The 20907-nt window shown below is 63.6% G+C and carries 25 protein-coding genes; 11 read left to right on the plus strand and 14 right to left on the minus strand.

The annotated features are described in order from the left end of the window. Positions 1 to 10 precede the first annotated feature (10 nt). Positions 11 to 379 carry a histone-like nucleoid-structuring protein, MvaT/MvaU family gene (locus tag ACJA3S_RS10145; protein WP_289132069.1) on the plus strand — a complete coding sequence of 123 codons (369 nt, stop codon included), beginning with the start codon at positions 11 to 13 and terminating at the stop codon, positions 377 to 379. A gap of 46 nt (positions 380 to 425) precedes the next feature. Here the strand turns inward: ACJA3S_RS10145 and ACJA3S_RS10150 are convergent, their stop codons facing one another. From ACJA3S_RS10150 to ribBA, 7 genes are all read right to left on the minus strand, one after another. Beyond that, positions 426 to 1490 carry a TerC family protein gene (locus ACJA3S_RS10150; protein ID WP_406821711.1) on the minus strand — a complete coding sequence of 355 codons (1065 nt, stop codon included), beginning with the start codon at positions 1488 to 1490 and terminating at the stop codon, positions 426 to 428. Between the two features lie 179 nt (positions 1491 to 1669). Then, entirely contained in the window at positions 1670 to 2971 is a 1302-nt protein-coding gene (locus ACJA3S_RS10155) for a substrate-binding domain-containing protein (protein ID WP_406821712.1), read from the minus strand. Positions 2972 to 3195: 224 nt separating this feature from the next. Beyond that, on the minus strand, positions 3196 to 4344 hold the full coding sequence (locus ACJA3S_RS10160) for an ABC transporter ATP-binding protein (protein WP_406821713.1): 1149 nt from the start codon (positions 4342 to 4344) through the stop codon (positions 3196 to 3198). A 19-nt stretch (positions 4345 to 4363) separates the two neighbouring features. Continuing rightward, positions 4364 to 5173, minus strand: a complete 810-nt coding sequence (locus tag ACJA3S_RS10165; protein ID WP_170029338.1) for an ABC transporter permease — start codon at positions 5171 to 5173, stop codon at positions 4364 to 4366. Between the two features lie 6 nt (positions 5174 to 5179). Then, a complete protein-coding gene (locus tag ACJA3S_RS10170) occupies positions 5180 to 6097 on the minus strand; it encodes an ABC transporter permease (RefSeq protein WP_406821714.1) in 918 nt (305 codons plus the stop codon). After that, entirely contained in the window at positions 6094 to 7119 is a 1026-nt protein-coding gene (locus ACJA3S_RS10175) for an ABC transporter substrate-binding protein (RefSeq protein ID WP_406821715.1), read from the minus strand. Before ACJA3S_RS10175 ends, ACJA3S_RS10170 begins: the two co-directional genes overlap by 4 nt. A gap of 354 nt (positions 7120 to 7473) precedes the next feature. After that, the gene (ribBA, locus tag ACJA3S_RS10180) at positions 7474 to 8595 is read right to left on the minus strand and encodes a bifunctional 3,4-dihydroxy-2-butanone-4-phosphate synthase/GTP cyclohydrolase II (protein ID WP_406821716.1); all 1122 of its coding nucleotides are present in this window, start codon (positions 8593 to 8595) and stop codon (positions 7474 to 7476) included. Positions 8596 to 8673: 78 nt separating this feature from the next. Between ribBA and ACJA3S_RS10185 the strand changes: the two genes are divergently transcribed. Continuing rightward, positions 8674 to 8967, plus strand: coding sequence for a DUF1330 domain-containing protein (locus ACJA3S_RS10185; RefSeq protein ID WP_225777299.1), 294 nt, complete (start codon positions 8674 to 8676; stop codon positions 8965 to 8967). Positions 8968 to 9081: 114 nt separating this feature from the next. Here the strand turns inward: ACJA3S_RS10185 and ACJA3S_RS10190 are convergent, their stop codons facing one another. Continuing rightward, positions 9082 to 9804, minus strand: a complete 723-nt coding sequence (locus ACJA3S_RS10190; protein ID WP_406821717.1) for a pirin family protein — start codon at positions 9802 to 9804, stop codon at positions 9082 to 9084. 247 nt (positions 9805 to 10051) lie between these two features. Here ACJA3S_RS10190 and ACJA3S_RS10195 point away from each other — a divergent pair, with 247 nt between their 5' ends. The 3 genes from ACJA3S_RS10195 to ACJA3S_RS10205 are packed head-to-tail and all read left to right on the plus strand — an operon-like array spanning position 10052 to position 11488. Further along, complete coding sequence (locus ACJA3S_RS10195; protein ID WP_406821718.1) at positions 10052 to 10474, plus strand: PAAR domain-containing protein; 423 nt, start codon at positions 10052 to 10054, stop codon at positions 10472 to 10474. Between the two features lie 32 nt (positions 10475 to 10506). Next, complete coding sequence (locus tag ACJA3S_RS10200; RefSeq protein ID WP_406821719.1) at positions 10507 to 11115, plus strand: polymorphic toxin type 44 domain-containing protein; 609 nt, start codon at positions 10507 to 10509, stop codon at positions 11113 to 11115. Then, positions 11096 to 11488 (plus strand): hypothetical protein, encoded by a 393-nt coding sequence (locus tag ACJA3S_RS10205; protein ID WP_406821720.1) that lies wholly within the window; start codon positions 11096 to 11098, stop codon positions 11486 to 11488. Before ACJA3S_RS10200 ends, ACJA3S_RS10205 begins: the two co-directional genes overlap by 20 nt. Positions 11489 to 11528: 40 nt before the next feature. On the opposite strand, the gene ACJA3S_RS10210 is transcribed toward ACJA3S_RS10205, so the two are convergent. Together ACJA3S_RS10210 and ACJA3S_RS10215 are read right to left on the minus strand one after the other, a co-directional pair. Beyond that, complete coding sequence (locus ACJA3S_RS10210; RefSeq protein WP_406822315.1) at positions 11529 to 11702, minus strand: hypothetical protein; 174 nt, start codon at positions 11700 to 11702, stop codon at positions 11529 to 11531. 366 nt (positions 11703 to 12068) lie between these two features. Further along, positions 12069 to 13088, minus strand: coding sequence for an alpha/beta hydrolase (locus tag ACJA3S_RS10215; RefSeq protein ID WP_406821721.1), 1020 nt, complete (start codon positions 13086 to 13088; stop codon positions 12069 to 12071). A 146-nt stretch (positions 13089 to 13234) separates the two neighbouring features. On the opposite strand from ACJA3S_RS10215, the gene ACJA3S_RS10220 reads away from it, so the two are divergent. The 6 genes from ACJA3S_RS10220 to ACJA3S_RS10245 all read left to right on the plus strand — a co-directional run bounded on the left by ACJA3S_RS10220 (position 13235) and on the right by ACJA3S_RS10245 (position 17437). After that, the gene (locus ACJA3S_RS10220) at positions 13235 to 14119 is read left to right on the plus strand and encodes a LysR family transcriptional regulator (protein WP_406821722.1); all 885 of its coding nucleotides are present in this window, start codon (positions 13235 to 13237) and stop codon (positions 14117 to 14119) included. Positions 14120 to 14156: 37 nt separating this feature from the next. After that, a complete protein-coding gene (locus ACJA3S_RS10225; protein WP_406821723.1) occupies positions 14157 to 14558 on the plus strand; it encodes a hypothetical protein in 402 nt (133 codons plus the stop codon). A gap of 253 nt (positions 14559 to 14811) precedes the next feature. Beyond that, the gene (locus tag ACJA3S_RS10230) at positions 14812 to 15033 is read left to right on the plus strand and encodes an MbtH family protein (RefSeq protein ID WP_003256222.1); all 222 of its coding nucleotides are present in this window, start codon (positions 14812 to 14814) and stop codon (positions 15031 to 15033) included. Further along, a complete protein-coding gene (locus ACJA3S_RS10235) occupies positions 15030 to 15749 on the plus strand; it encodes a thioesterase II family protein (protein ID WP_406821724.1) in 720 nt (239 codons plus the stop codon). Before ACJA3S_RS10230 ends, ACJA3S_RS10235 begins: the two co-directional genes overlap by 4 nt. A 57-nt stretch (positions 15750 to 15806) precedes the next feature. Then, on the plus strand, positions 15807 to 16358 hold the full coding sequence (locus ACJA3S_RS10240) for a hydrolase (RefSeq protein ID WP_406821725.1): 552 nt from the start codon (positions 15807 to 15809) through the stop codon (positions 16356 to 16358). Further along, a complete protein-coding gene (locus ACJA3S_RS10245) occupies positions 16355 to 17437 on the plus strand; it encodes a DUF1615 domain-containing protein (RefSeq protein WP_406822233.1) in 1083 nt (360 codons plus the stop codon). Before ACJA3S_RS10240 ends, ACJA3S_RS10245 begins: the two co-directional genes overlap by 4 nt. A gap of 63 nt (positions 17438 to 17500) precedes the next feature. Here the strand turns inward: ACJA3S_RS10245 and ACJA3S_RS10250 are convergent, their stop codons facing one another. From ACJA3S_RS10250 to ACJA3S_RS10265, 4 genes are read right to left on the minus strand one after another with little or no spacing between them, the layout of a single operon-like run. Then, positions 17501 to 18364: a metal ABC transporter solute-binding protein, Zn/Mn family gene (locus tag ACJA3S_RS10250; RefSeq protein WP_406821726.1), complete on the minus strand. Its 864-nt coding sequence runs from the start codon at positions 18362 to 18364 to the stop codon at positions 17501 to 17503. Continuing rightward, positions 18361 to 19260, minus strand: a complete 900-nt coding sequence (locus ACJA3S_RS10255) for a metal ABC transporter permease (RefSeq protein WP_406821727.1) — start codon at positions 19258 to 19260, stop codon at positions 18361 to 18363. The genes ACJA3S_RS10250 and ACJA3S_RS10255 overlap by 4 nt, the downstream gene beginning before the upstream one ends. Then, a complete protein-coding gene (locus ACJA3S_RS10260; RefSeq protein ID WP_406821728.1) occupies positions 19260 to 20006 on the minus strand; it encodes a metal ABC transporter ATP-binding protein in 747 nt (248 codons plus the stop codon). The genes ACJA3S_RS10255 and ACJA3S_RS10260 overlap by 1 nt, the downstream gene beginning before the upstream one ends. Then, entirely contained in the window at positions 20003 to 20905 is a 903-nt protein-coding gene (locus ACJA3S_RS10265) for a metal ABC transporter substrate-binding protein (RefSeq protein ID WP_406821729.1), read from the minus strand. Before ACJA3S_RS10265 ends, ACJA3S_RS10260 begins: the two co-directional genes overlap by 4 nt. Positions 20906 to 20907 lie beyond the last annotated feature (2 nt).

The following is a 20907-nucleotide window of genomic DNA, read 5'->3' on the forward strand; positions in this document are numbered from 1 at the left end:
AGGTACCCCCATGTCCCGTCTTGCAGAATTCCGCCAACTGGAACAGAAACTGGCTGCTCAACTTGCCGAACTGGAAGCCATGAAAGGCAGCCCCGAGCTGCAAAGAGAAATCGAGTTTGAAACCAAACTGCGCAACTTGTTGGCCAAGTATGAGTTCAGCCTGCGCGACATCATCAGCCTGCTGGACCCGCAAGGCGGTCGCCGCCCGGCGCAGCCCGCCGTTGCGCCGAAAGCCAGGCGTCGCGCGCGCCAGGTGAAACAGTACAAGAACCCGCATACGGGGGAGGTGATCGAAACCAAGGGCGGCAACCACGCGAAGATGAAGGCCTGGAAAGCTGAACATGGCGCTGCAGAAGTTGAGAACTGGCTGGTTCGTTAGGGTGCCCAGGCAGGAGAGTTATTGCTTAAGTTTGACTAGCTAGAAATCAGACCCGCATTTGCGGGTCTTCCTCTTTTCGGTTGGCAGTAGAATCAATCTTCAGTGGCTGTTGGCATGCAGCATCCCTGGTTTCCGGTTTTTCCCCGCGCGTCTTGACCAGTGAAACCACCACGCCACCCAGCAACAGCCCGAACGTCACCCCCAACGACAGCAACGCCGGCACCTTGCCCACCATGCCGTGGTAGAAAATCTTGCAGCCAATGAAGATCAGCACCATCGCCAGCGCGTACTTGAGGTAAACGAACCGATGCATCAGCGCCGCCAGCGCGAAATACAGCGAGCGCAACCCGAGGATGGCGAAGATGTTCGAGGTATAGACGATGAACGGGTCCTGGGTAATCGCGAAGATCGCGGGCACGCTGTCGACGGCGAACACCAGGTCGGCCAGTTCGATCAGCACCAGCGCCAGGAACAGCGGGGTGGCATGGCGCAGCGCCTTGCTCTGGCCGGGCGGTGCCTGGTGTACGAAGAAATGCGCGCCATGAATCTGCTCGGTGACCCGCATGTGCCGCCGCACGAACTTCAGGATCGGGTTGTTGGCCAGGTCCGGCCGATGGTCTTCCTTCGACAGCGCCATCTTCACCCCGGTAAACAGCAGGAAGGCGCCGAAGATATACAACACCCAGGCAAAGTTCTGCACCAGCGCCGCGCCAACACCGATCATGATCGCCCGCAGCACGACCACGCCGAGGATGCCCCAGAACAGCACGCGGTGCTGGTAGCGGCGGGGAATGGCGAAATAGCTGAAGATCATCGCCATGACGAACACGTTGTCCATCGACAGCGACTGCTCGACCAGGAAACCGGTATAGAACTCCAGCGCCGGTTGCGCCCCCAGGTAGTACCAGACCCCAATGCCGAACAGCACGCCGACGCTGAAATAGCCTGAATACAGCAACAGGCTTTCACGCATTTCGATTTCCCGCTCGTGGCGGTGCAGCACGCCAAGGTCGAGTACCAGCAGGCCGACGACGATGGCCACGAACAGCAGCCACAACCAGGCGCTGGTGCCGAGAAACGGGGTGGTGAGGAATGTATGTAGAGCTGTCATGAGCCCCTCCTTGAATGTCGACGTTGCATGGCAACAGTGATCCGACATGGCGGCCTGGCAGCCGTCAGAGGGGCCCGGTATCACATGCTCTTGAGCCTAGACCTGATTGCCGGGGATGCCGAATGAGGAGCTGTTACATTTTTTTGCCGGGACCTGTGTAGCGCGAACCGCAGCGGCGGTCAGTTCACCCACACCTCGACCCGGCGGTTGCGCAGGCGGCCTTGCTCCCGCTCGTTGCCTGCCACCGGTAGTTCATCGCCCATGCCCATGACCTGCTGCACCTCGACCCCATCGCGCGCCAACTCGCGGCGCACCGCCTGGGCGCGCAGGCGGGAGAGCAGGGCGGCACGCCCGGGCGTTTCCTTGGGGTCACCAAACCCCACCAGCACTGCCTTGCCGTTCAGCTTGCCGGCCTGGCGCAGGTACTCGGCCACTCGCTGCACATCGCGCAAGGCCTTGCTGTCGAGGCTGGCGCTGCCCTTCTGAAAGCGGAAGTTCACGCTCAGCCGCTGCGCTTGCTGGGCCAGGGCGCGATAGCGCGGTGGCATGTCGGCCAGCGGCGCGACAGGCTGGGCATTGATCTGTTGCGAGACGAAACCCAGCTGGGCGACGATCGCCTGGCCGGCCGGGCTCTGGGCGAAGTCTGCCAGGGCCTTGGCCTGCGGTTTCGGCTTAGCCGGCAGGTAGAAGTACAGGCGCCGCGAAAGCGGGTAGTCTTCACTGGCCACCAGCGCGCGCTCGGGGAGCATGGCCGGCGCGTCGCCTTCGGCCACCGCCAGCACCTTGGCCCGGTGCACGGCCGGCAGGCTGCTGAAGCCGATGGCCTGGCGGTCGGCGCTGATTTGCGCGGCCAGCTCGTCGCTGGACTCGAAGCGCCTGGCCGTGGCCGACAGCGTCCGATGCTGCGGCTCCAGCACCAGCGCCTTGAAGGTTTCGTAGGTGCCGGAGCGGTCGTCACGGGCGTAAAGATGGATGCTGCCACCGGCAATGCCCAGTTGCTCCCAGCGCTGGATCTGGCCGGAGAACACCTGTGCCAATTGCGCTGTAGTGAGTTGGGGTAGCGGGTTGTCGGGGTGGACGATGACCGCGACGCCATCGAGGCCGATCACTTGCTCGGCGGCAGCAGCGCGCAGGTCGCCGAGGGCGCGCAGCTGGCCCGCTTCGCTGTCGTTGATGGGCCGTGAAGCGGCAGCCAGGTCGGCCTCGCCATGGCCCAGGGCGGCGAAGCCGGTACTGGAACCGTGGGCGGCGATATCGACGCGTATCGGCTGCCCTTGGGCATCACGCGCGGTGATCACGGTTTCATTGGCGAGTTGCCCGGGGTGTTGTTCGATCGCAGTGGCTTGCCGGGTGCGCAATTGCGCCTGGACCAACGCCGGCAGCAGCGCTGCGCCGATGGTGTTGGAACCCTGCACCCGCAGGTGCTCGGCCTGGGCCGCCAGCGCAAGCAGGGAAAGCAGCAAGACAAGCAGACGGGGCATGCCGGTTAGCCCTGTGGCATAGAGTTGGCCGGCAGATTACGACAGTGGCGTGATGATAATGTGACAGCTGGTGGGCGATACTTGCTGATTTCTGTTACCCAGCATTACCGGGGCTGCTGTGCAGCTTGTCGGTCACAGGTACGGCGTCAGCGCGCACCCGTGTCGGAGCGGATTTATCCGCGAAACAGGCAACGCGGTGGCTGGCCCCGGTCTTGCCGGCTATTTCAATGCGCCCCGGCGGACTTGCTCAAATCGCTCTCGGCCCATTCGGTGTAGATGCAGGCATCCGCCACCGCCCAGCGCACCTTTACGGTATCGCCCGGCTGCATCGGCATCCCCGCAGCCGACAGCGCTTTCACGGTCAACTCGGTGCCACCCGCAGTGACTACGTGGCAGGTCTGGCTCTCGCCCAGGAACAACACCTCGCCAACCTTGGCGCCGACCTCGTTCCAGCCCGCCGGCAGCGGCTCGCGTGCGGCCTGTTCGGCAGTCAGGGCCAGGGCCTTTTCCGGGCGCACCATGATCAGCGCCTGCTGCGACGCGGCCAGGCCCGGCGTCAGGCGGATCGCCACCGGCTGCCCTTCGAAGCTGCCCGCGCCGTTGCTGCTGGCCTGGATCCGCAGGAAATTGGAATTGCCCAGGAACGAAGCGACGAAGGCATTCGGCGGGTTCTGGTACAGGTCGTAACCGGTGCCCAGGCCGACGATCTTGCCATGGCTGAAGATGGCGATGCGCTGCGACAGGCGCATGGCTTCTTCCTGGTCGTGGGTCACGTAGACAATGGTAATGCCCAGGCGCCGATGCAACTGACGCAGTTCGTCCTGCAAGTCTTCTCGCAGTTTCTTGTCCAGCGCACCGAGCGGTTCGTCCATCAGCAGAATGCGTGGCTCGTACACCAGCGCCCGGGCGATCGCCACGCGTTGCTGCTGGCCGCCGGACATCTGCGCCGGCTTGCGGTGGGCGAACTGCTCCAGCTGCACCAGCTTGAGCATGGCGTCGACGCGCTTGCTGGTCTCGGCGGCGTTCAGCTTGCGAATGGCCAGCGGGAAGCCGATGTTGTCGCGCACGTTCAGGTGCGGGAACAGCGAATAGCGCTGGAACACCATGCCGATGTCGCGCTTGTGCGGTGGCACGTTGACCAGCGACTGGCCGTCGACCAGGATTTCGCCGCTGCTGGGCGTTTCGAAACCGGCCAGCATCGACAGGGTGGTGGATTTGCCCGAACCGCTGGAGCCAAGAAAGGTCAGGAACTCGCCATCCTGGATGTCCAGGTCGAGGTTATCGACGGCGGTGAAGTCGCCGTAATGCTTGTTCAGGCCGCGCAGGCTGACCAGGGTCTTGCCTGGCGCGTTTTCTTTCATCACTGCACTCATTATTGTTTTCTCCGCGCGCTCAGGCGTTGACTTCGGTGCGCCGGCGCAACGCGGCGGCAATGAACATGACAAGCAGCGACAGGCCGATCAGCAGCGTCGAGGCCACGGCAATGACCGGGCTGAGGTCCTGGCGCAAGGTGGTCCACATCTTCACCGGCAGGGTCTGCAGGTCGGGGCTGGCCATCATCACGCTCAGCACCACCTCATCCCACGACACCAGGAAGGCGAACAGGCCGCCGGCGATCATGCCCGGGCGAATCGCCGGGAAGGTCACCTTGAAGATCGCCTGCAGGCGCGAGGCGCCGCAGATCACCGCGGCGTCCTCGATCGACTGGTCGAACAGCTTCAGCGAGTTGATGATCGAGATGATGGTGAAGGGCAGGGCGACGATCACATGGCTGACCACGAAGGCGAACAGCGTGCCGGTGTAGCCAAGCTTGAGGAACAGCGCGTACACCGCCACCGCAATGATCACCAGCGGTACGATCATCGGCATGGTGAACAGGCCGTACAGCAGTTCGCGGCCGGGGAAACGACCACGTACCAGGGCGAACGCGGTGGGCAGGCCCAGCAGCACGGCTGCCACAGTGGTCAGCAGGGCCACCTTGAGGCTGGCCAGCGCAGCGTCCATCCACTCCGGGTTGGAAAAGAACTGGCCATACCATTTGAAGGTCCAGCCCGGCGGCGGGAACACCAGCCACTGCGATGAGCCAAACGACAGCAGCACGATGAACACCACCGGCAGCAGCAGGAAGGCGGCAATGACCCCGGTGGTCAGGTACAGGCCGGTGCGCAGCGGGCGGCCCATGGCATTGGGAGACAAAAGCATGGCGGTTTACCTCGCGTTGCCAACCGGGGATTCCGGCTGCAGCTTCAGGTACAGGTAGAAGAGCACCAGGGTGATGACCACCAGCAGTGCGGCGGCGGCGCTGGCCAGGCCCCAGTTGAGGAAGGACTGCACCTGCTGGATGATGAATTCGGGCAGCATCATGTTCTGCGCACCGCCCAGCAGGGCGGGGGTGACGTAGTAACCGAGCGACATCACGAACACCATCAGCGCCCCGGAGAACAGCCCCGAGCGGCACAGCGGCAGGAACACCTTCCAGAAGTTGGTCCACGGGCTGGCGCCGCAGATCGAGCCGGCCTGCAGCACCATCGGGTCGATGGCGTGCATGGTGGCCTGCAGCGGCAGCACGATGAACGGGATCATGATGTAGCTCATGCCGATCACCACGCCGGTCAGGTTATGCACCATTTCCAGCGGCGCATCGATGATACCCATGGCCATCAACGCCTTGTTGATCACCCCCGAACTCTGCAGCAGCACCAGCCACGAGTAGGTGCGCGCCAGCAGGCTGGTCCACATCGACAGCAGCACGATGTTCAGCAGCCAGCGGCCCCAGCCCTTGGGCACCAGGGTGATCGCCCAGGCCAGCGGGAAACCCAGCAGCACGCTGATCAGGGTGACCACGCCGGCCACCGAGAAGGTGTTGAACAGCACCCGCGCATAGGCCGAGTTGGCGAACAATTGCTCGTAATTGCCCAGCCCCGGCGTTGGTTCCAGCACCCCGCGCAGCAACAGGCCGGCCAGCGGGGCGAAGAAGAACAGGCCCAGGAACAATAGGGCCGGCAGCAAGTTGCGGCTGCCTTTCCAGCGCTGGCTCAGGCTGACGCGGCGCGCGGCCGCGCCCGGTGCGCCAGTGCCCGTGGGGGCACCTTGCGCGCTATGCAGGGCGTTGATGGCGACTTTCATTTGACCAACCACTCATTCCAGCGGGCTGCGATGGCCTGGCCGTTCTTGGCCCAGTAGGCGAAGTCGAGGGTGACCTGGTCCTGGGCGTAGGCGGTAGGCAGGTTTTGTGCAAGGTCCTTGTCCAGCTTGGCCACGCTATCGACGTTCACCGGCGCGTAGGCAGTCTTGTTGGCGAACTCGGCCTGGCCTTCGGCGCTGCTGGCGTTGGCCAGGAACTTCATGGCTGCGTCCTTGTTCTTGGCGCCCTTGGGCACTACGAGAAAGTCGGCCATGACCAGGTTCTGCTTCCAGCTCACGCCCACCGGCGCACCGTCCTGCTGCAGGGCATAGACACGGCCATTCCAGAACTGGCCGAGCGCAGCTTCACCCGAGGCCAGCAGCTGCTGCGACTGGGCGCCACCGCCCCACCAGACGATGTCCTGCTTGATGGTGTCGAGTTTCTTGAAGGCGCGGTCCAGGTCCAGCGGGTAGAGCTTGTCGGGTGCTACGCCATCGGCCAACAGGGCCAGTTCCAGCACGCCAGGGCTGGGCCATTTGTACAGGGCGCGTTTGCCGGGGTAGGTCTTGGTATCGAACAACGCCGTCCAGTCCAGCGGTTTGTTGGCGCCGAGCTTGCCTTCGTTGTAGCCGAGCACGAAGGAGAAGAAGAACGAACCGACGCCGTGGTCGGAGACGAAGCGGGGGTCGATCTTGTCGCGTTTGATCTGGTTGAAATCGAGGGGTTCGAGCAGGCCCTCGCTGGCAGCGCGCAGGGCGAAGTCGGCTTCGACATCGACCACGTCCCACTGCACGTTGCCGCTTTCGACCATGGCCTTGAGCTTGCCGTAGTCGGTGGGGCCGTCCTGGACCACCTTGATGCCGCTGGCCTTGCTGAAGGGTACGGCCCACGCTTCTTTCTGGGCGTCCTGGGTGGTACCGCCCCAGCTGACGAAGTTCAGGCTGTCGGCAGCCTGGGTGGCCTGGCAGGCCAGGGTCAGCAGGCTGGCGGACAGCACTGCGGTTACACGTTTGCTCAACAGCATGGTTACGCCCTCGTTGCTTTTGTTATTCGAGGCGGGGCTTGTGGTGCGCCCGCCAATCGTGTTCGGGGAGCCGCTAAAACAAGGTGTCTGAAGGCCGTTTGTAATTGTAGGAGCCGGCCGACAGATTTAAGGTCTACGGGATATCATATTATGGTATTCCAAACTTTTGGCAAGCGTTATGAGGCTACCGGCCATCACTCCGTCCGCTCCAGGCTGACGCGAACCCGTGTAGGAGCGGCCTTGTGTCGCGAAAGGGCTGCACAGCAGCCCCAGCCATTTGTGCATCTGCGCTGAAACCCTGGGGCTGCTTCGCAGCCCTTTCGCGACACAAGGCCGTTCCTACACGGCTCCGTATCAACCCACCAGGCCAGGCTCGAAGGGGATGCTCTGCACCACCTCCAGCTCGTACCCAGCCAGACCGGCATATTTCAGTGGAGGGCCGAGGTGACGCAACTTGCCGACACCGAGGTCCTGCAGAATCTGCGCCCCGGTGCCGACCTCGGAGTACACCTTCGATTGCCCTCGCTGGTAAGGCCGCACCGGGTGGGTGAGCTGCGGTACGCGTTCGAGCAAGGCCTGGGAGGACTCATGGTTGGCCAGGATCACCACCACACCCGCACCTTCTTCGGCCACCTTCTGCAGCGCCGCCCACAGCGTCCAGTTGGGCGGCCCGGCGTATTCGGCACCGACCAGGTCGCGCAGCGGGTCGATCACATGCACCCGCACCAGGGTCGGCTGTTCGCGGCGGATGTTGCCCATGACCATGGCCATGTGCACCCCCCCTTCGATGCGGTCCTCATAGGTGACCAGGCGGAAGCTGCCATGCACGGTCGGCAGTTCGCGTTCGCCGATACGCTTGATGGTCTGTTCGGTACTCAGGCGGTAGTGGATCAGGTCGGCGATGGTGCCGATCTTGATCCCATGCCGGGCGGCGAATACCTCCAGGTCGGGGCGGCGGGCCATGGTGCCGTCGTCGTTGAGCACTTCGACGATCACCGAAGCCGGGGTGAAACCGGCCAGGCGCGCCAGGTCGCAGCCGGCTTCGGTGTGGCCGGCGCGGGTCAGCACGCCGCCTTCGCGGGCGCGCAGGGGGAAGATGTGCCCCGGTTGCACCAGGTCCTCGGGGCGGGCGCCGGGGGCCATGGCGGCGGCCACGGTGCGCGCCCGATCAGCGGCGGAAATGCCGGTGGTCACGCCGCTGGCCGCTTCGATCGACACGGTGAAAGCGGTGCTGAACACACTGCCGTTGGCCGGTACCATCTGTTCCAGGCCCAGGCGCTGGCAGTGTTCTTCGGTCAGGGTCAGGCAGATCAGGCCACGCGCTTCGCGGGCCATGAAGTTGATGGCCTGGGCGTCGCAACGCTCGGCGGCGATCAGCAGGTCGCCTTCGTTTTCCCGGTCCTCGTCATCCACCAGCAGGACCATCTTGCCCTGCCGGTAGTCCTCGAGAAGTTCCTCGATGGTGTTGAAAGCCATGTTGCACGCTCGCGGTAATAGGGTGATTATTATGGTATACCATCATACATAAATATCGCCGTAACAGGAGAGCAGCGCATGAAGGCCTACTGGATCGCCCACGTGGACGTGACCGACCCCGAGCAATACCAGCAGTACACCCAACGCGCGCCGGCTGCCTTCCAGGCGTTCGGCGGCCGCTTTCTGGCCCGTGGCGGGCGCAGTGAGGCGCTGGAAGGGCGGCCTACCCCTCAGCGTAGCGTGGTGATCGAGTTCGATTCGTACGAGCAGGCGTTGGCGTGTTACCGGTCCGCGCTGTACCAGGAGGCGTGCAGCCATCGCCAGGGGGTGGCAAAAGCCGAAGTGATCATCGTCGAAGGGGTCGAGTCCTGAGCTGGATTTGCGGCCTCTTCGCGGGTAAACCCGCTCCCACAGGTACGCCACAGATTTCAACGTATGTGGCGTACCTGTGGGAGCGGGTTTACCCGCGAAATAGCCGGTCCTGCCTTATGGCATGCCAGGCAATTCATGCGGTCGCAGGTCGAACACCAGCACCTCGGCATCCACTCCATTGCCCAGTTCCAGCACCTGTTCCTGCCTCACCCGCACCCCATCCCCTTCATTCAGCACTTGCCCATTGAGCTCGATGCTGCCCCGGGCCACATGCACGTAGGCATGGCGATTCTCCGCCAAGGTCAGCGTGGCACGCTCGTCACCGTCGAACAGACCGGCATACACCCGCGCATTCTGCCGTACCTGCAATGACCCCTCGGCGCCATCCGGCGAGATGATCAAACGCAGCTTGCCGCGCTTCTCCTCGGCACTGAAATGCTGTTGCTGGTAACGCGGCGTGGCGCCTTGCACGTTCGGCACGATCCAGATCTGCAGAAAGTGCACCGGCTGCGCCTGGCTGTGGTTGAACTCGCTGTGCGCCACGCCATGGCCAGCGCTCATCAGTTGCACATCGCCCGGGCGGATGACCGATCCGGTGCCCAGCGTGTCCTTGTGCTCCAGTGCGCCTTCCAGCACATAGGAGAAAATCTCCATGTCACGGTGCGGGTGCTGGCCAAAGCCCTTGCCGGCGATGACGCGGTCGTCGTTGATCACCAGCAGGTCGGAGAAACCTTGCTCGTCCGGGTTGCGGTAATGGCCGAAGGAGAAGGTGTGGAACGATTTCAGCCAGCCGTGGAAGGCCAGGCCGCGGTCTTTGGCGTTGCGTACGGTAAGCATGGTGGTTCTCCTTGATAAGCCTGATCCGCTAAGGCATCAGGCTGCTGATGGGAGAAGCTTAACTGTCAGCTTGGTTGTTAAAAAATAAGCACGCTCGTGAATCACTGTCCCTTCTAGGCTGACTATCGGGGAAGTGACGCGTAGGACAATGCAACGTGTCCTGTAGGACTGTTCCTGTACCGTTCGGGCGCGATTTTCTTGGTCTTGGTGGGTGCTAGCCTCCCGGTTTCGCTTGAGGAATCTACGGATGGCACCTTTCAAGATTCACGATCGACCCCAGGCCTTGAATGGAGACCGTACCACTACAGGGGCCGTATGCCTGGCCAGTAACGCCGGATTCAAGGTGCAGGGGCGTGAGGCCTTGAGGCTGGATGACAAGACTACTCCATGCCCTGTTTGTGGTGAGGTCGGAACGCTCGTGGAGGGCGTATCACACTTCATCATCCAAGGGCGCCCGGCGGTAGTTGATGGGGCTTTGGTAGCCTGCGCGTGCCCGGCGGGAAGCAACCGTGTCATGGCCACGGGAGGACTTGGCGAAACGACAAGGTCCGCGACGACCAGCAGGCGAGTCAGGCGTCAGTATCAGCTCAAGGTGGCTCCATCTCTCCCATCAAGCTTGCGCTTGCAGAAAGCAAACTGCTGCCTGGCACTTGCAACCACCCTGACATGATGGAGCCGGTAGCGAGCTATATCGCGGGGGAAATGAACCGCAACATCACACACCCATCCGTACTGAAAATGAAGAAGCTGACCAGCTTTGACGCGACAGAGGAACGTGCAAAATTTCTAAAGCTTCCTTGGTATGCACGTCTTTTACCGCCTGACTTTCAATCAATGATGGTTGCTAACACTGCTGCCGCGATAGCGCTTTGGACGGAGCGGGTGGGTCAGGACAGGCCATGGGATCATAAAAAGTCCATCAGGCAACAATTCAGTGGGGTTTGGCACAAACGAGGTGAAGTTGACTACTTCTACGATATCTGGTCGAACATCCACTACGGCTATGTAGGGCGGGCTGGTGGTCTGTCTGAAAGCGCTCTTCTGGACGGTGCCGGGCTTGAGCAGATTGCATCAGATACCATTCGGAAGATAGATGATTGGGATGAACAAGATGGGCCTCGTCGCTACGCAGACATCGACGGGATGCGTGCTTGGGATGATATAGGCGATCGTGTCTCAATCAGTATTGGTATCAAACTGCACAAGCAGCAACCAGACGGTGGGATTACGGCAAAGGTGCTTATGGATGAGGTACTAGCAGTGTCATTGTCAAGCTGGGGAGGTAGCGTACGTGACCACCTCTGCAAATAAACCGAAACGGCATTTCTGGCGCTGGGTGGTCGCGATTATGTTCAGCCCAATCGTCTTTTGGTATGTTGCCATACCGCGCGTGAGTTTTCATTTCTCTGACAAGGGGCAGGGACGTCTTGGCTATATCTTGAACGTCCAAGATAACATTGCAAAAGGCGAGATCTACCCAGGTGAAACCACCGGCGGCGCCGGGCATATCTTCCCCAACGCCCAATTCTTCATGCAATTCGATTGGAACAACCAAGGTAAATGGCACTGCATTCGGGCCAAGCCCAGGTGGCCCAGGATCCATATCTACATCGGGCCGGACGGTGCCATAGATAGCCGCACCGATGGCAGATTCATCGAATCCTGCGGGACGTTTCCGCAATAGCAGCAAAAGACCCGCCTGGACGGGGCCTTTGCTAATCGTCTCACTGCAGATGCACTTTAAGTTTACTGCCCGCCTGTCGCATCGCCGCCTTCATCGCCGGCACCTCGCTCAACGGGTTCAACCACCCATATTCATGGGAGATGGTATACGTGTTCACGCGTGCAAATAAGCCGAAACGGTACATCTGGCGCTGGGTAGTGGTGATAATGCTCACGCCTATCATTTTTTGGTATGTCGCCACACCTCAGGTAAGTTTTCATTTTTCTGACAAAGGCCAGGGGCGTCTCGGCTAAATCTTGAATGTCCAGCACGATATATCAAAAAGTGAGATCTATCCGGGGGAAGCCACAGGAGGCGCAGGGCATATCTTCCCGAACGGCCAATTCTTCATGCAACTCGATTGGAACAACCAGGGAGGATGGCACTGCATTCGGGCAAAGCCCAAGTGGCCAAGTATTGATATCTACATTGGGCCAGACGGTGCCATAGATAGCCGCACCGATGGCAGATTCATCTAAGCCTGCGGGCCATTTCCGCCATAGCAGCAAAAGACCCGCCTGGGCGGGTCTAAGACATCGATTTACTGCAGGTGCACTTTAAGTTCGGTGCCCGCCTGACGCATTGCCGCCTTCACCGCCGGCACCTGGCTCAGCGGGTTGAGCAAGCCATAGTCATGAATCATCCCGTTGTAGCGCACCGAGGTCACCGTCACGCCAGCGGCATTCAACTTGCGGGCATACGCCTCACCTTCATCGCGCAGCACGTCGAACTCGGCCGTCTGCACCAGCGCCGGCGGCAAGCCTTTCAGCTGTTCGCTGCTGGCGCGCAGCGGCGAGGCGTAGATCTGTTCCCGTGCCTTGGCATCGCTGGTGTAGTTGTCCCAGAACCATTTCATCATCCCGGTGGTCAGGAAGTGCCCCTCGGCAAACTGCTTGTAGGAAGCAGTCTCGAAGCTGGCATCGGTGACCGGCCACAGCAGCAGCTGGAAGCGCAGCGCCGGGGTACCGGCTTCTTTGGCCTTGAGCGCAACCACCGCCGCCATGTTGCCGCCGACGCTGTTACCGGCCACGGCCAGGCGCTTGCCGTCCACGCCGATTTCCTTGCCATGCTCGGCCACCCAGCGGGTTGCGGCGTAGGCCTGGTTGATCGCCGTCGGATAATGCGCTTCCGGCGACGGGGTGTAGTCGACATACACGGCCACTGCACCGGAGCCGACCACCAGGTCGCGGATCAGCCGCTGGTGGGTCGGGAAGTCGCCGAGCACCCAGCCGCCGCCGTGGAAGAACATGAACACCGGCAGCTCACCCTGCACATTGGCCGGGCGTACCACTTGCAGCGTGATCGACTGCCCATCGGCCTGGATGGTGCGTTGCTTCACCTCGATGCCGGAGAGGTCGACCTTGACCGAAGCCTGGGCGCCGGTCAGCACGGCACGGGCGTCGTTCGGGCTGAGCTGTTCCAATGGCTTGCCGCCACCTTGTTGCAACGCGTCGAGGAACGCCTGGGTGTGGCTTTCGACACCCGGGCTGCCGGCAGCGAAAGCGCTGGAAACGGACAGCGCGAGCAGGGAAGCGGCGAGGGTTTTGTGGACAATGTTCATGAGCGAATCCTTTTCTATGCAAGTGTTGGTAATGGGCGTCTTGCCTGGCCTGGCGGGCCATCGTTGCGACCTGTGCGTAGATTAGGCAGATGCACTGATGGGAAAAAGCCGCTATAAAGCGTTTGACTGTCACCAAGAGCGAGACAATGAACCCTTACGAAGACATGCGCATCTTTGCCCAAGTGATGGAAGCCGGCAGTTTCACTGCCGCTGCCGAGCGCCTGGGCATGTCCAAGCAATCGATCAGCCGGCGCCTGATGCAGCTTGAAGAGCGCCTGGGTGTGCGCCTGCTCAACCGCTCCACGCGGCGCCTGGATGCCACCCCGCTGGGCCAGCACTACTACCAGTCGGCACTGCGCCTGCTGGGCGAGGTGCAGCAGGTGGAGCACGACATCAGCGGCCAGGCCCAGGCGTTGCGTGGCACCTTGCGACTGAGCGCGCCGCTGTCGTTTGCCATGGCCCACCTGGGCTGCCTGCTGACCGAGTTCCTGCAACTGCACCCGCAGGTCGGTGTGGAGGTGGACTTGAGCGACCGCGCCGTAGACCTGATCGGCGAGGGCTATGACCTGGCGCTGCGGATTGGCGTGCTGGAGGACTCCAGCCTGATTGCGCGGCGTATTGCGAACGTCGAGCGGGTTTACTGCGCAAGCCCGGCGTACCTGCAAGCGCGGGGCGTACCGAGCCGCCCGGGCGAGCTGGCCGGGCACGACTGCCTGCCTTACGGGCATGCGCGGCAGGTGCAATGGCAGTTCCACCAGGGTGGCAAGGCCCAGGCGCTGCAGGTGACCGGGCGCATGCGGGCGAACAATGGCGAGTTGCTCAGGGATGCGGCGATCGCCGGGATGGGTGTGACTTACCTGCCAACCTTTATCGTTGGCCAGGCGTTGGCCGATGGGCGGCTGGTGACTGTGCTGGATGAATGGCGCCCGCCGGCGTTGCAGCTGTCGGCGGTCTACCCACAGCACCGGCAGGTGGCGCGTCCGGTGCAAGGCTTTGTGGCTTTCCTGCGCGAGCGGTTGATGCAGCTGTGACAACCTGCAGAGCCTGCTACGGGCTATGCTTGCTGGCATGAGCACAACACCCCCTTTGCGCCAGCCTTGCCCTCCTGGCGCCTGCGATTGCGGCCGCGAACAGCTGGTCGACCACCCGCAGGCCGCCCAGCGCATCCTCCTGCTGACCCGTCAGGAGGAAAAGCGCCTGCTCGAACGCCTGGAAAACCTCAAGGACCTGGAAGACCTGCAACGCCTGCAGCAACGAATGTACGAAAACCTCGGCATCCGCGTGCACATTGCCCCCGGTTACAACGAAGTGCGCACCATGCGCGGCATCGTCATCGAACTGGATGACCAGCCTGGGCTGTGCCGCAAGACCCGGCAGTCGATTCCGGCGGCGATCCGCCGAGGGCTGGAGCGCAACCCGCAGGTTGCCTTCCGTCTGCTCGATAGCCATGATTTGCTGCGGGAAACCTGAAGGCCAGCCAAGCGCGGCCTTTGTAGGAGCGGCCTTGCGTCGCGATCGGGCGCGCAGCGGCCGCATTCCTGGCGATCCTGACCTGCCAGCAAGACTGTTGGTTGCAGATATAGCGGCCGCTGCGCGCCCGATCGCGACGCAAGGCCGCTCCTACACGTGCCAGGTCGCTAATTTTTTCACCGCGTGCCACGTCTACTACAAGGCTCCCCTGCGCCACGCGCGCAGTGGCATTCATCATTCAAGGAGACAGGCAATGACTTCCGTTTTCGACCGCGACGATATCCAGTTCCAGGTAGTGGTCAACCACGAAGAGCAGTACTCGATCTGGCCCGACTACAAGGCCATCCCCAACGGTTGGCGCGCCGTTGGCAAGAGCGGCCTGAAGAAAGACTGCCTGGCCTACATCGATGAAGTCTGGACCGACATGCGCCCGCTGAGCCTGCGCCAGAAAATGGCCGAAGCCGCTGCCCAGTGACCGCCCTGAACCTGCTGTGCCTGCCGTACTCCGGCGCCAGCGCCATGGTCTACAGCCGCTGGCGGCGCAAGCTGCCGACGTGGCTGCAGGTGCGCCCGGTCGAACTGCCCGGGCGCGGTGCGCGTATGGCCGAGCCACTGCACACCGACCTGCAGGCCCTGGCTCGGCAACTGGCTGCCGAGCAACGCCTGGCGGCCAGTGCCCCCTATGCGCTGCTTGGCCATAGCCTCGGCGCACTGCTGGCCTTCGAGCTGAGCCACGAGCTGCAAGCGCTGGGTTGCCCGCCGCCGCTGGCCCTGTTCGCGTGTGGAACCGCTGCGCCGACCCGTCGCGAGGACTACGAGCGCAACAATTGGCGCGAACCCAAGGGCGACGCCGAGCTGATCAGCGAATTGCGCGAACTGCAGGGCACGCCCGAGGAAGTGCTGGCCAACGCCGAGCTGATGAGCCTGACCTTGCCCATCCTGCGCGCCGATTTCCTGCTCTGCGGCACTTACGCCTACCGCCAGCGCGCGGCGTTGCAGTGCCCGCTGCACGTGCTGGGTGGCGTGGACGATCGCGCCAGCGACGAGCAACTGCAGGCCTGGCGCCAGGAAACCCATGGGCCATTCTCGCTGCAGATGTTCCCGGGCGGGCACTTCTTCATTCACGAACAGGAAGACCAGGTGCTCGCTGCGCTGGTCGCATCGCTCGAACCGCTTCGGCTTTCCGCCTGATTGACGTCACCGCTTGCCTGGGGGAGGCTAGGCCTTTTTCCAGGCAAGGGGCAGGCAATGCTGATCGATCCACACAAGGCGACGCTGCTGGTCGTCGACATCCAGGAGAAGCTCATCGGCGCCATGAGCGACCCTGCCGGCACCCGCGCACGGGCCCGCTGGTTGCTGGCCGCAACTGCCGAGCTGGAGCTGCCGACGGTGATTTCCGAACAGTATCCCAAGGGCCTGGGGCATACCCTGGCCGAGCTGCTGGCCGTGGCGCCCGCCGCCGAGGTGGTGGAGAAAAGCCATTTTTCCTGCGTGGCCGCCGGGTGCCTGCCAGCGAGCTTGATGGCGCGCGAACAAGTGATTGTCTGCGGCATGGAAACCCACGTCTGCGTGCTGCAGACCGTGCTCGGCCTGCTGGCGCTGGGCAAGCAGGTGTTCGTGGTCGAGGATGCCTGCGACAGCCGCACCTCGGCGAGCAAGGCCGCGGGCCTGGCGCGCATGCGTGCTGCCGGCGCGCAGGTGGTGACCCGCGAGATGGTGTTGTTCGAGCTGATGGGCAGTGCCGGGCACCCGCTGTTCCGGCACATCAGCAAGACCTACTTGGTCGGTGAACAGCCCTGAACGGCCGGATACTGGCGGCCGGGCTGATCGCCCTGGCGCTGCTGCAAGGTTGCGCCGGGCGCCGTGAGCAAGCACCCGAAGCAGACCCGGCCAAGGTCCGCGCGCAACTGCTGCGGTTGTTGCCCGCCCAGGCCAGGGACCGCGAGGGCTGGGCCAGGGACATTCAGCAGGCATTCGAAACCCAGCGCATTGCCCCGAGCCAGAGCAACCTGTGCGCGGTGCTGGCCGTGACCGAGCAGGAGTCGACCTTCAACGCCGACCCGCAGGTGCCCAACCTGGGGCGCATTGCCCGCCAGGAAATCGACCGCCGTGCCGCACGCCTGCATATTCCCAGGCTGCTGGTCGATGGGGCGCTGAAGACCCCTTCGGCCAATGGCAAGAGCTACCAGCAGCGGTTGCAGGCGGTGCACAGCGAGAAGCAGTTGAGCGAACTGTACGACGAGGTCATCGCCCGTGTGCCGCTGGGCAAGACCTTGCTCGATGGGTTGAACCCGGTGCATACCGGCGGGCCGATGCAGGTCAGCATCGACTTTGCCGAACAGCATGCGCGCGATTACCCCTACAGCTACACCGGCACCATCCGCCAGGAGGTCTTCACCCGGCGTGGCGGCATGTATTTCGGCATCGCCCACTTGCTGGGCTACCCGGCGAACTACGAACGCCAGCTGTACCGCTTTGCCGATTTCAATGCGGGCTGGTACGCCAGCCGCAACGCGGCCTTCCAGGCAGCACTGAGCAAGGCGAGCGGGGTGACACTGGCGCTCGACGGGGACCTGGTCGCACCGGGCTCCATCCTGCCGGGGGCCACCGAACAAGCGGCGCGCAAGCTCGGTAACCGGCTCGGGTTGCGCAACCCACAGATTCGCCGCCAGCTTGAGCAGGGCGACCGCCTGGCATTCGAGGACAGCGACCTGTACCGCGGGGTATTCGCCCTGGCCGATGCTGCGGCGGGCAAACCGCTGCCACGGGCGGTGTTGCCGGGGATCGAGCTGAAGAGCCCGAAGATCACCCGCAAGCTGACCACGGCGTGGTTTGCCGGGCGGGTGAATGAGCGCTATCAGCGCTGCATGAAGCGTTAGCAGGGGCTCGCCTGTGCCGGCCTGTGCGCAGTTCTAATCGCGAACAGGCCGGCACAGGCCACTTCAGCCTCCGCTCAGTGCGCCCACCACCTGGTCGACACTGGCCTCCAGTCCGGCTAAGGCATCTTCAGGGTCACTCTCCACCACCACCAGCTTCGCCCCGGCGGCCCTGATCACCTCGACCACCGCCGGCTGCGGCTGGCGGTGGTCCAGCACCACTGCCACCTCCTGGGTCTTCAGGTTCTGCTCCAGCGCCTGCAGCGCGGCGGTATCCCATGCGGCCGGCAGCGGCTGTTCCAGCACATCCAGGTTCAGCCCGCTGGCCAGGTAGCCCAGGCGCTCCGACAGGCTCACCACGGTCAGGTTGTCGACCTTGGCCAGGCGTGTCTGGCTGCTGGCGGCAAGTTCCAGCAACTGGCGTTTGAGCCTGGCCAGGTTGGCCTGGATCGTCGTCTTGGCTTCCGGCGCCAGCCGTCCCAGGTCGTTGGCCATTACGTCGGCCATGCGCCCAAGGTTGCTCGGGTTCAGCCAGGGGTAAGCGCCATAGGCATCGTCGCCGCTGACGGCGATGCCTGGCAGCGCGCCGTCTAGCGGCCGTGCGGCGTCGATTTCGACAATACGGATATTGCTGCGCCGGGCCATCGGGTACAGCGGGTCATCACGCCAGATCGAACGCACGCCGATCACCGCATCGGCCTGCTGCGCGGCCTCATGCAGGTTGGCGCCACCACGTCCGCTGAAATACGCGGGCTGACGGCTGGCCGGCAGGTTGGCCGGCGCCGCGCGGGTGAGCTGTACCGCAGTGCCGTCGAGCAGGGCACTGGCCAGGCTGTGAGTGACTGGCAGGCTGGTCAGCACCTGGGTGGCGAAAGACAGCGATGGCAGGCTGGCCAGGGCCAGCGCCAGGGTCAGGCGTTTGAGGTTCATGCCGGGTTTCCTTGCAGGCGGGGGACGAGGGCGCGGGCCAGCGCAGCCAGGGCAAAGCAGATGCCGGCAACCAGGATGATCGCGGCACCCGACGGCACTGGCAGGTCGAATACGATCGGCAGCAGGATGCCGAGCAGGGTGCTCGAGGTGGCGATCAGCACCGACAGGAAGAAAAAGCCCTTGAGCGACTGGCTGACCAGGCGCGCAGCGGCGGCCGGGATCACCAGCAGCGCCCCGACCAGGATCGCCCCGATCACCTTGACCGCCGCTACCGTGACCAAGGTCACCAGCACCACGAACAAGTAGTCCAGGGTCTTCACCGCCACCCCGCGCACCGCCGCCAGTTGCGGGTTGAAGCTGGCCAGCATGATGCGGTTGTACAGGGGCACGGCCAGGGCCAGCACCAGCAGCGCGACGATGCCCAGCACCAGCAGGTCCTGGCCGCTCACGGTCAGCACCGAGCCGAACAAGACATTTTCCAGGATATGCACATTGATCTTGCCCGCCAGCATCAGCAGCAGGCTGGCGCCCAGGGCCAACGACACCGAGAGGAACACGCCGATCAGCGTGTCCGGCGCTAGCCCGGTACGGTTGCGCAGGAAGTTGAGCAGGATGCCGAACAGCAGGCAGTAGCCGAACAGGCTGCCGTACGGGCCTGTGTAGGGTTCACCCAGCAGGATGCCGATGGCCACGCCGGTCAGCGCGGCATGGCCGACCGCCTCGGAGAAGAAGGCGAAGCGCTTGACCACCACCAGGGTACCCAGGCCGCCCAGTACCGGGCCGATCATCAGCCCTGCCAGCAAGGCGTTGACCACGAAACCGTAGGCCAGCGCCTCGGGCAGGTAGCCGGCCGTGGCCCAGCCCTGGACCAGCAGGCGCAAGGATTCAACACTCATCAGGCACGCCCCTCGCTGCGCGGGTGAACGGAGAACAGCCCCAGCAGGCGCTCCGGGGTCAGGGCCTGGGCCGGCGGGGCATCGAACAGCACCTGGCGGTTCAGGCCGGTCACGCGGTCGCTCAGGCGCAGCACGGCCTGCAGGTCGTGCTCGATCCACAGCACGGTGGTACCGGCCTGGCGCCAGCTGCGCAGCAACTGTTCGAATACCTGGATACCGGCTTCATCAAGGGCCGACATCGGCTCGTCCAGCACCAGCAACTGCGGCGCCGGGACCAGGCCCTGCGCCAGCAGCACGCGCTGGCGTTCGCCACCCGACAGCGCGCCCATGCGCCGCTTGCGCTTGTCGAGCATACCGACCCGCGCCAGGGCCGCATCGATGGCCGGCTGCACCCGGCGCGACAGGCCGAGGAACGCCGGGCGGCGCTGGCACATGGCGGCCATGAAGTCGTCCACGGTCATTGGCAGGCCACGGTCGAATTCCAGCGCCTGCGGTACGTAGCCGATCACTTCGCGCTCACCAGGCCAGTGCAGGGTCAACTGGCCCTGGTGCGGCATCTGCCCGAGCAGGGTCTTGATCAACGAGCTCTTGCCCGCGCCGTTGGGGCCGACGATGGCGTGCACGCTGCCGGCGGCCACGCTGAAGCTGACCTGGTCGAGGATACGGGTGCCGCCCAGGCTCAGGTCGATGCCGGCGAATTCAATGCGGGGCCCGCAGGCCGCCAGCAGGTTGGCAGCGGCGGTCATGTGCGGTTCTCCTGGATGGCGCGCACGACGGTGTCGAGGTTGCGCTGCATTTCCACTTCGTACTTGTCCTGGGTGTATTCGCCATAGGAGATGTGCGTGAGCGGGTAAAGGCGCACGCCGGATTCACGCTGGATGGTTTCGACATAGGCCGACGGGAAGTCCATTTCCGAGAAGATCACCCGCACATCCAGGGCCTTCAGCTGGTCGATGGTCTTCTTCAACTGGGCCGGGCTGGGCTCGATGCCATGGGCTGGCTCGACCACGGCCGTCACCTCCAGGCCGAAGTCACGCACCAGGTAGTCGTAGGCGGCATGGATGGTCGCCACCCGGAAACTGGCGCCGGGCGCTTCGGTGACGTTGGCCAGGGCTTCGGCCCGCAGGGTGCGCAAGCGCTTGGCGTAGGCACGGGCATTCTGCGTGTACAGCCGGGCGTTGTCCGGGTCGAGCTTGCCCAGCTCGCGAGCGATATTGTTGACCTGGGCGATGCTGGTGCTGATCGACAGGAAGGTGTGCGGGTTGACCACCTTGCCGGCGCCACGGGCGGCAATGCCGGTGGCCGCCAGTAACGGCACGTTCTGGTTGGCCTCGATGGTGGGGATAGCGGGCCTCTCGCTGGCGGCGATCATGCGCTCGGCAAAATCGTCATGGCCGACACCGTTGAGCACCACCACATCCAGCGTGCCGATGCGCTTGATGTCTTGCGCCCGTGGCTCGTAGGCGTGGGGGTTGAAACCTGCCGGAATCAACGGCACCACTTCGGCCTTGTCGCCGACGATGTTGCGCACATAGCTGTAATAGGGGTGCAGGGTAATGCCGATGCGCAGCGGCTTGCCGTTATCGGCCAGGGCCGGCAGCGGCAGGGCAAGGGCCAGGAGCAGGGCGAGGGCGGAGCGGAACATGG

The sequence above is a fragment of the Pseudomonas sp. KnCO4 genome, assembly GCF_045344305.1.
Classification (GTDB): Bacteria; Pseudomonadota; Gammaproteobacteria; order Pseudomonadales; family Pseudomonadaceae; genus Aquipseudomonas; species Aquipseudomonas anuradhapurensis.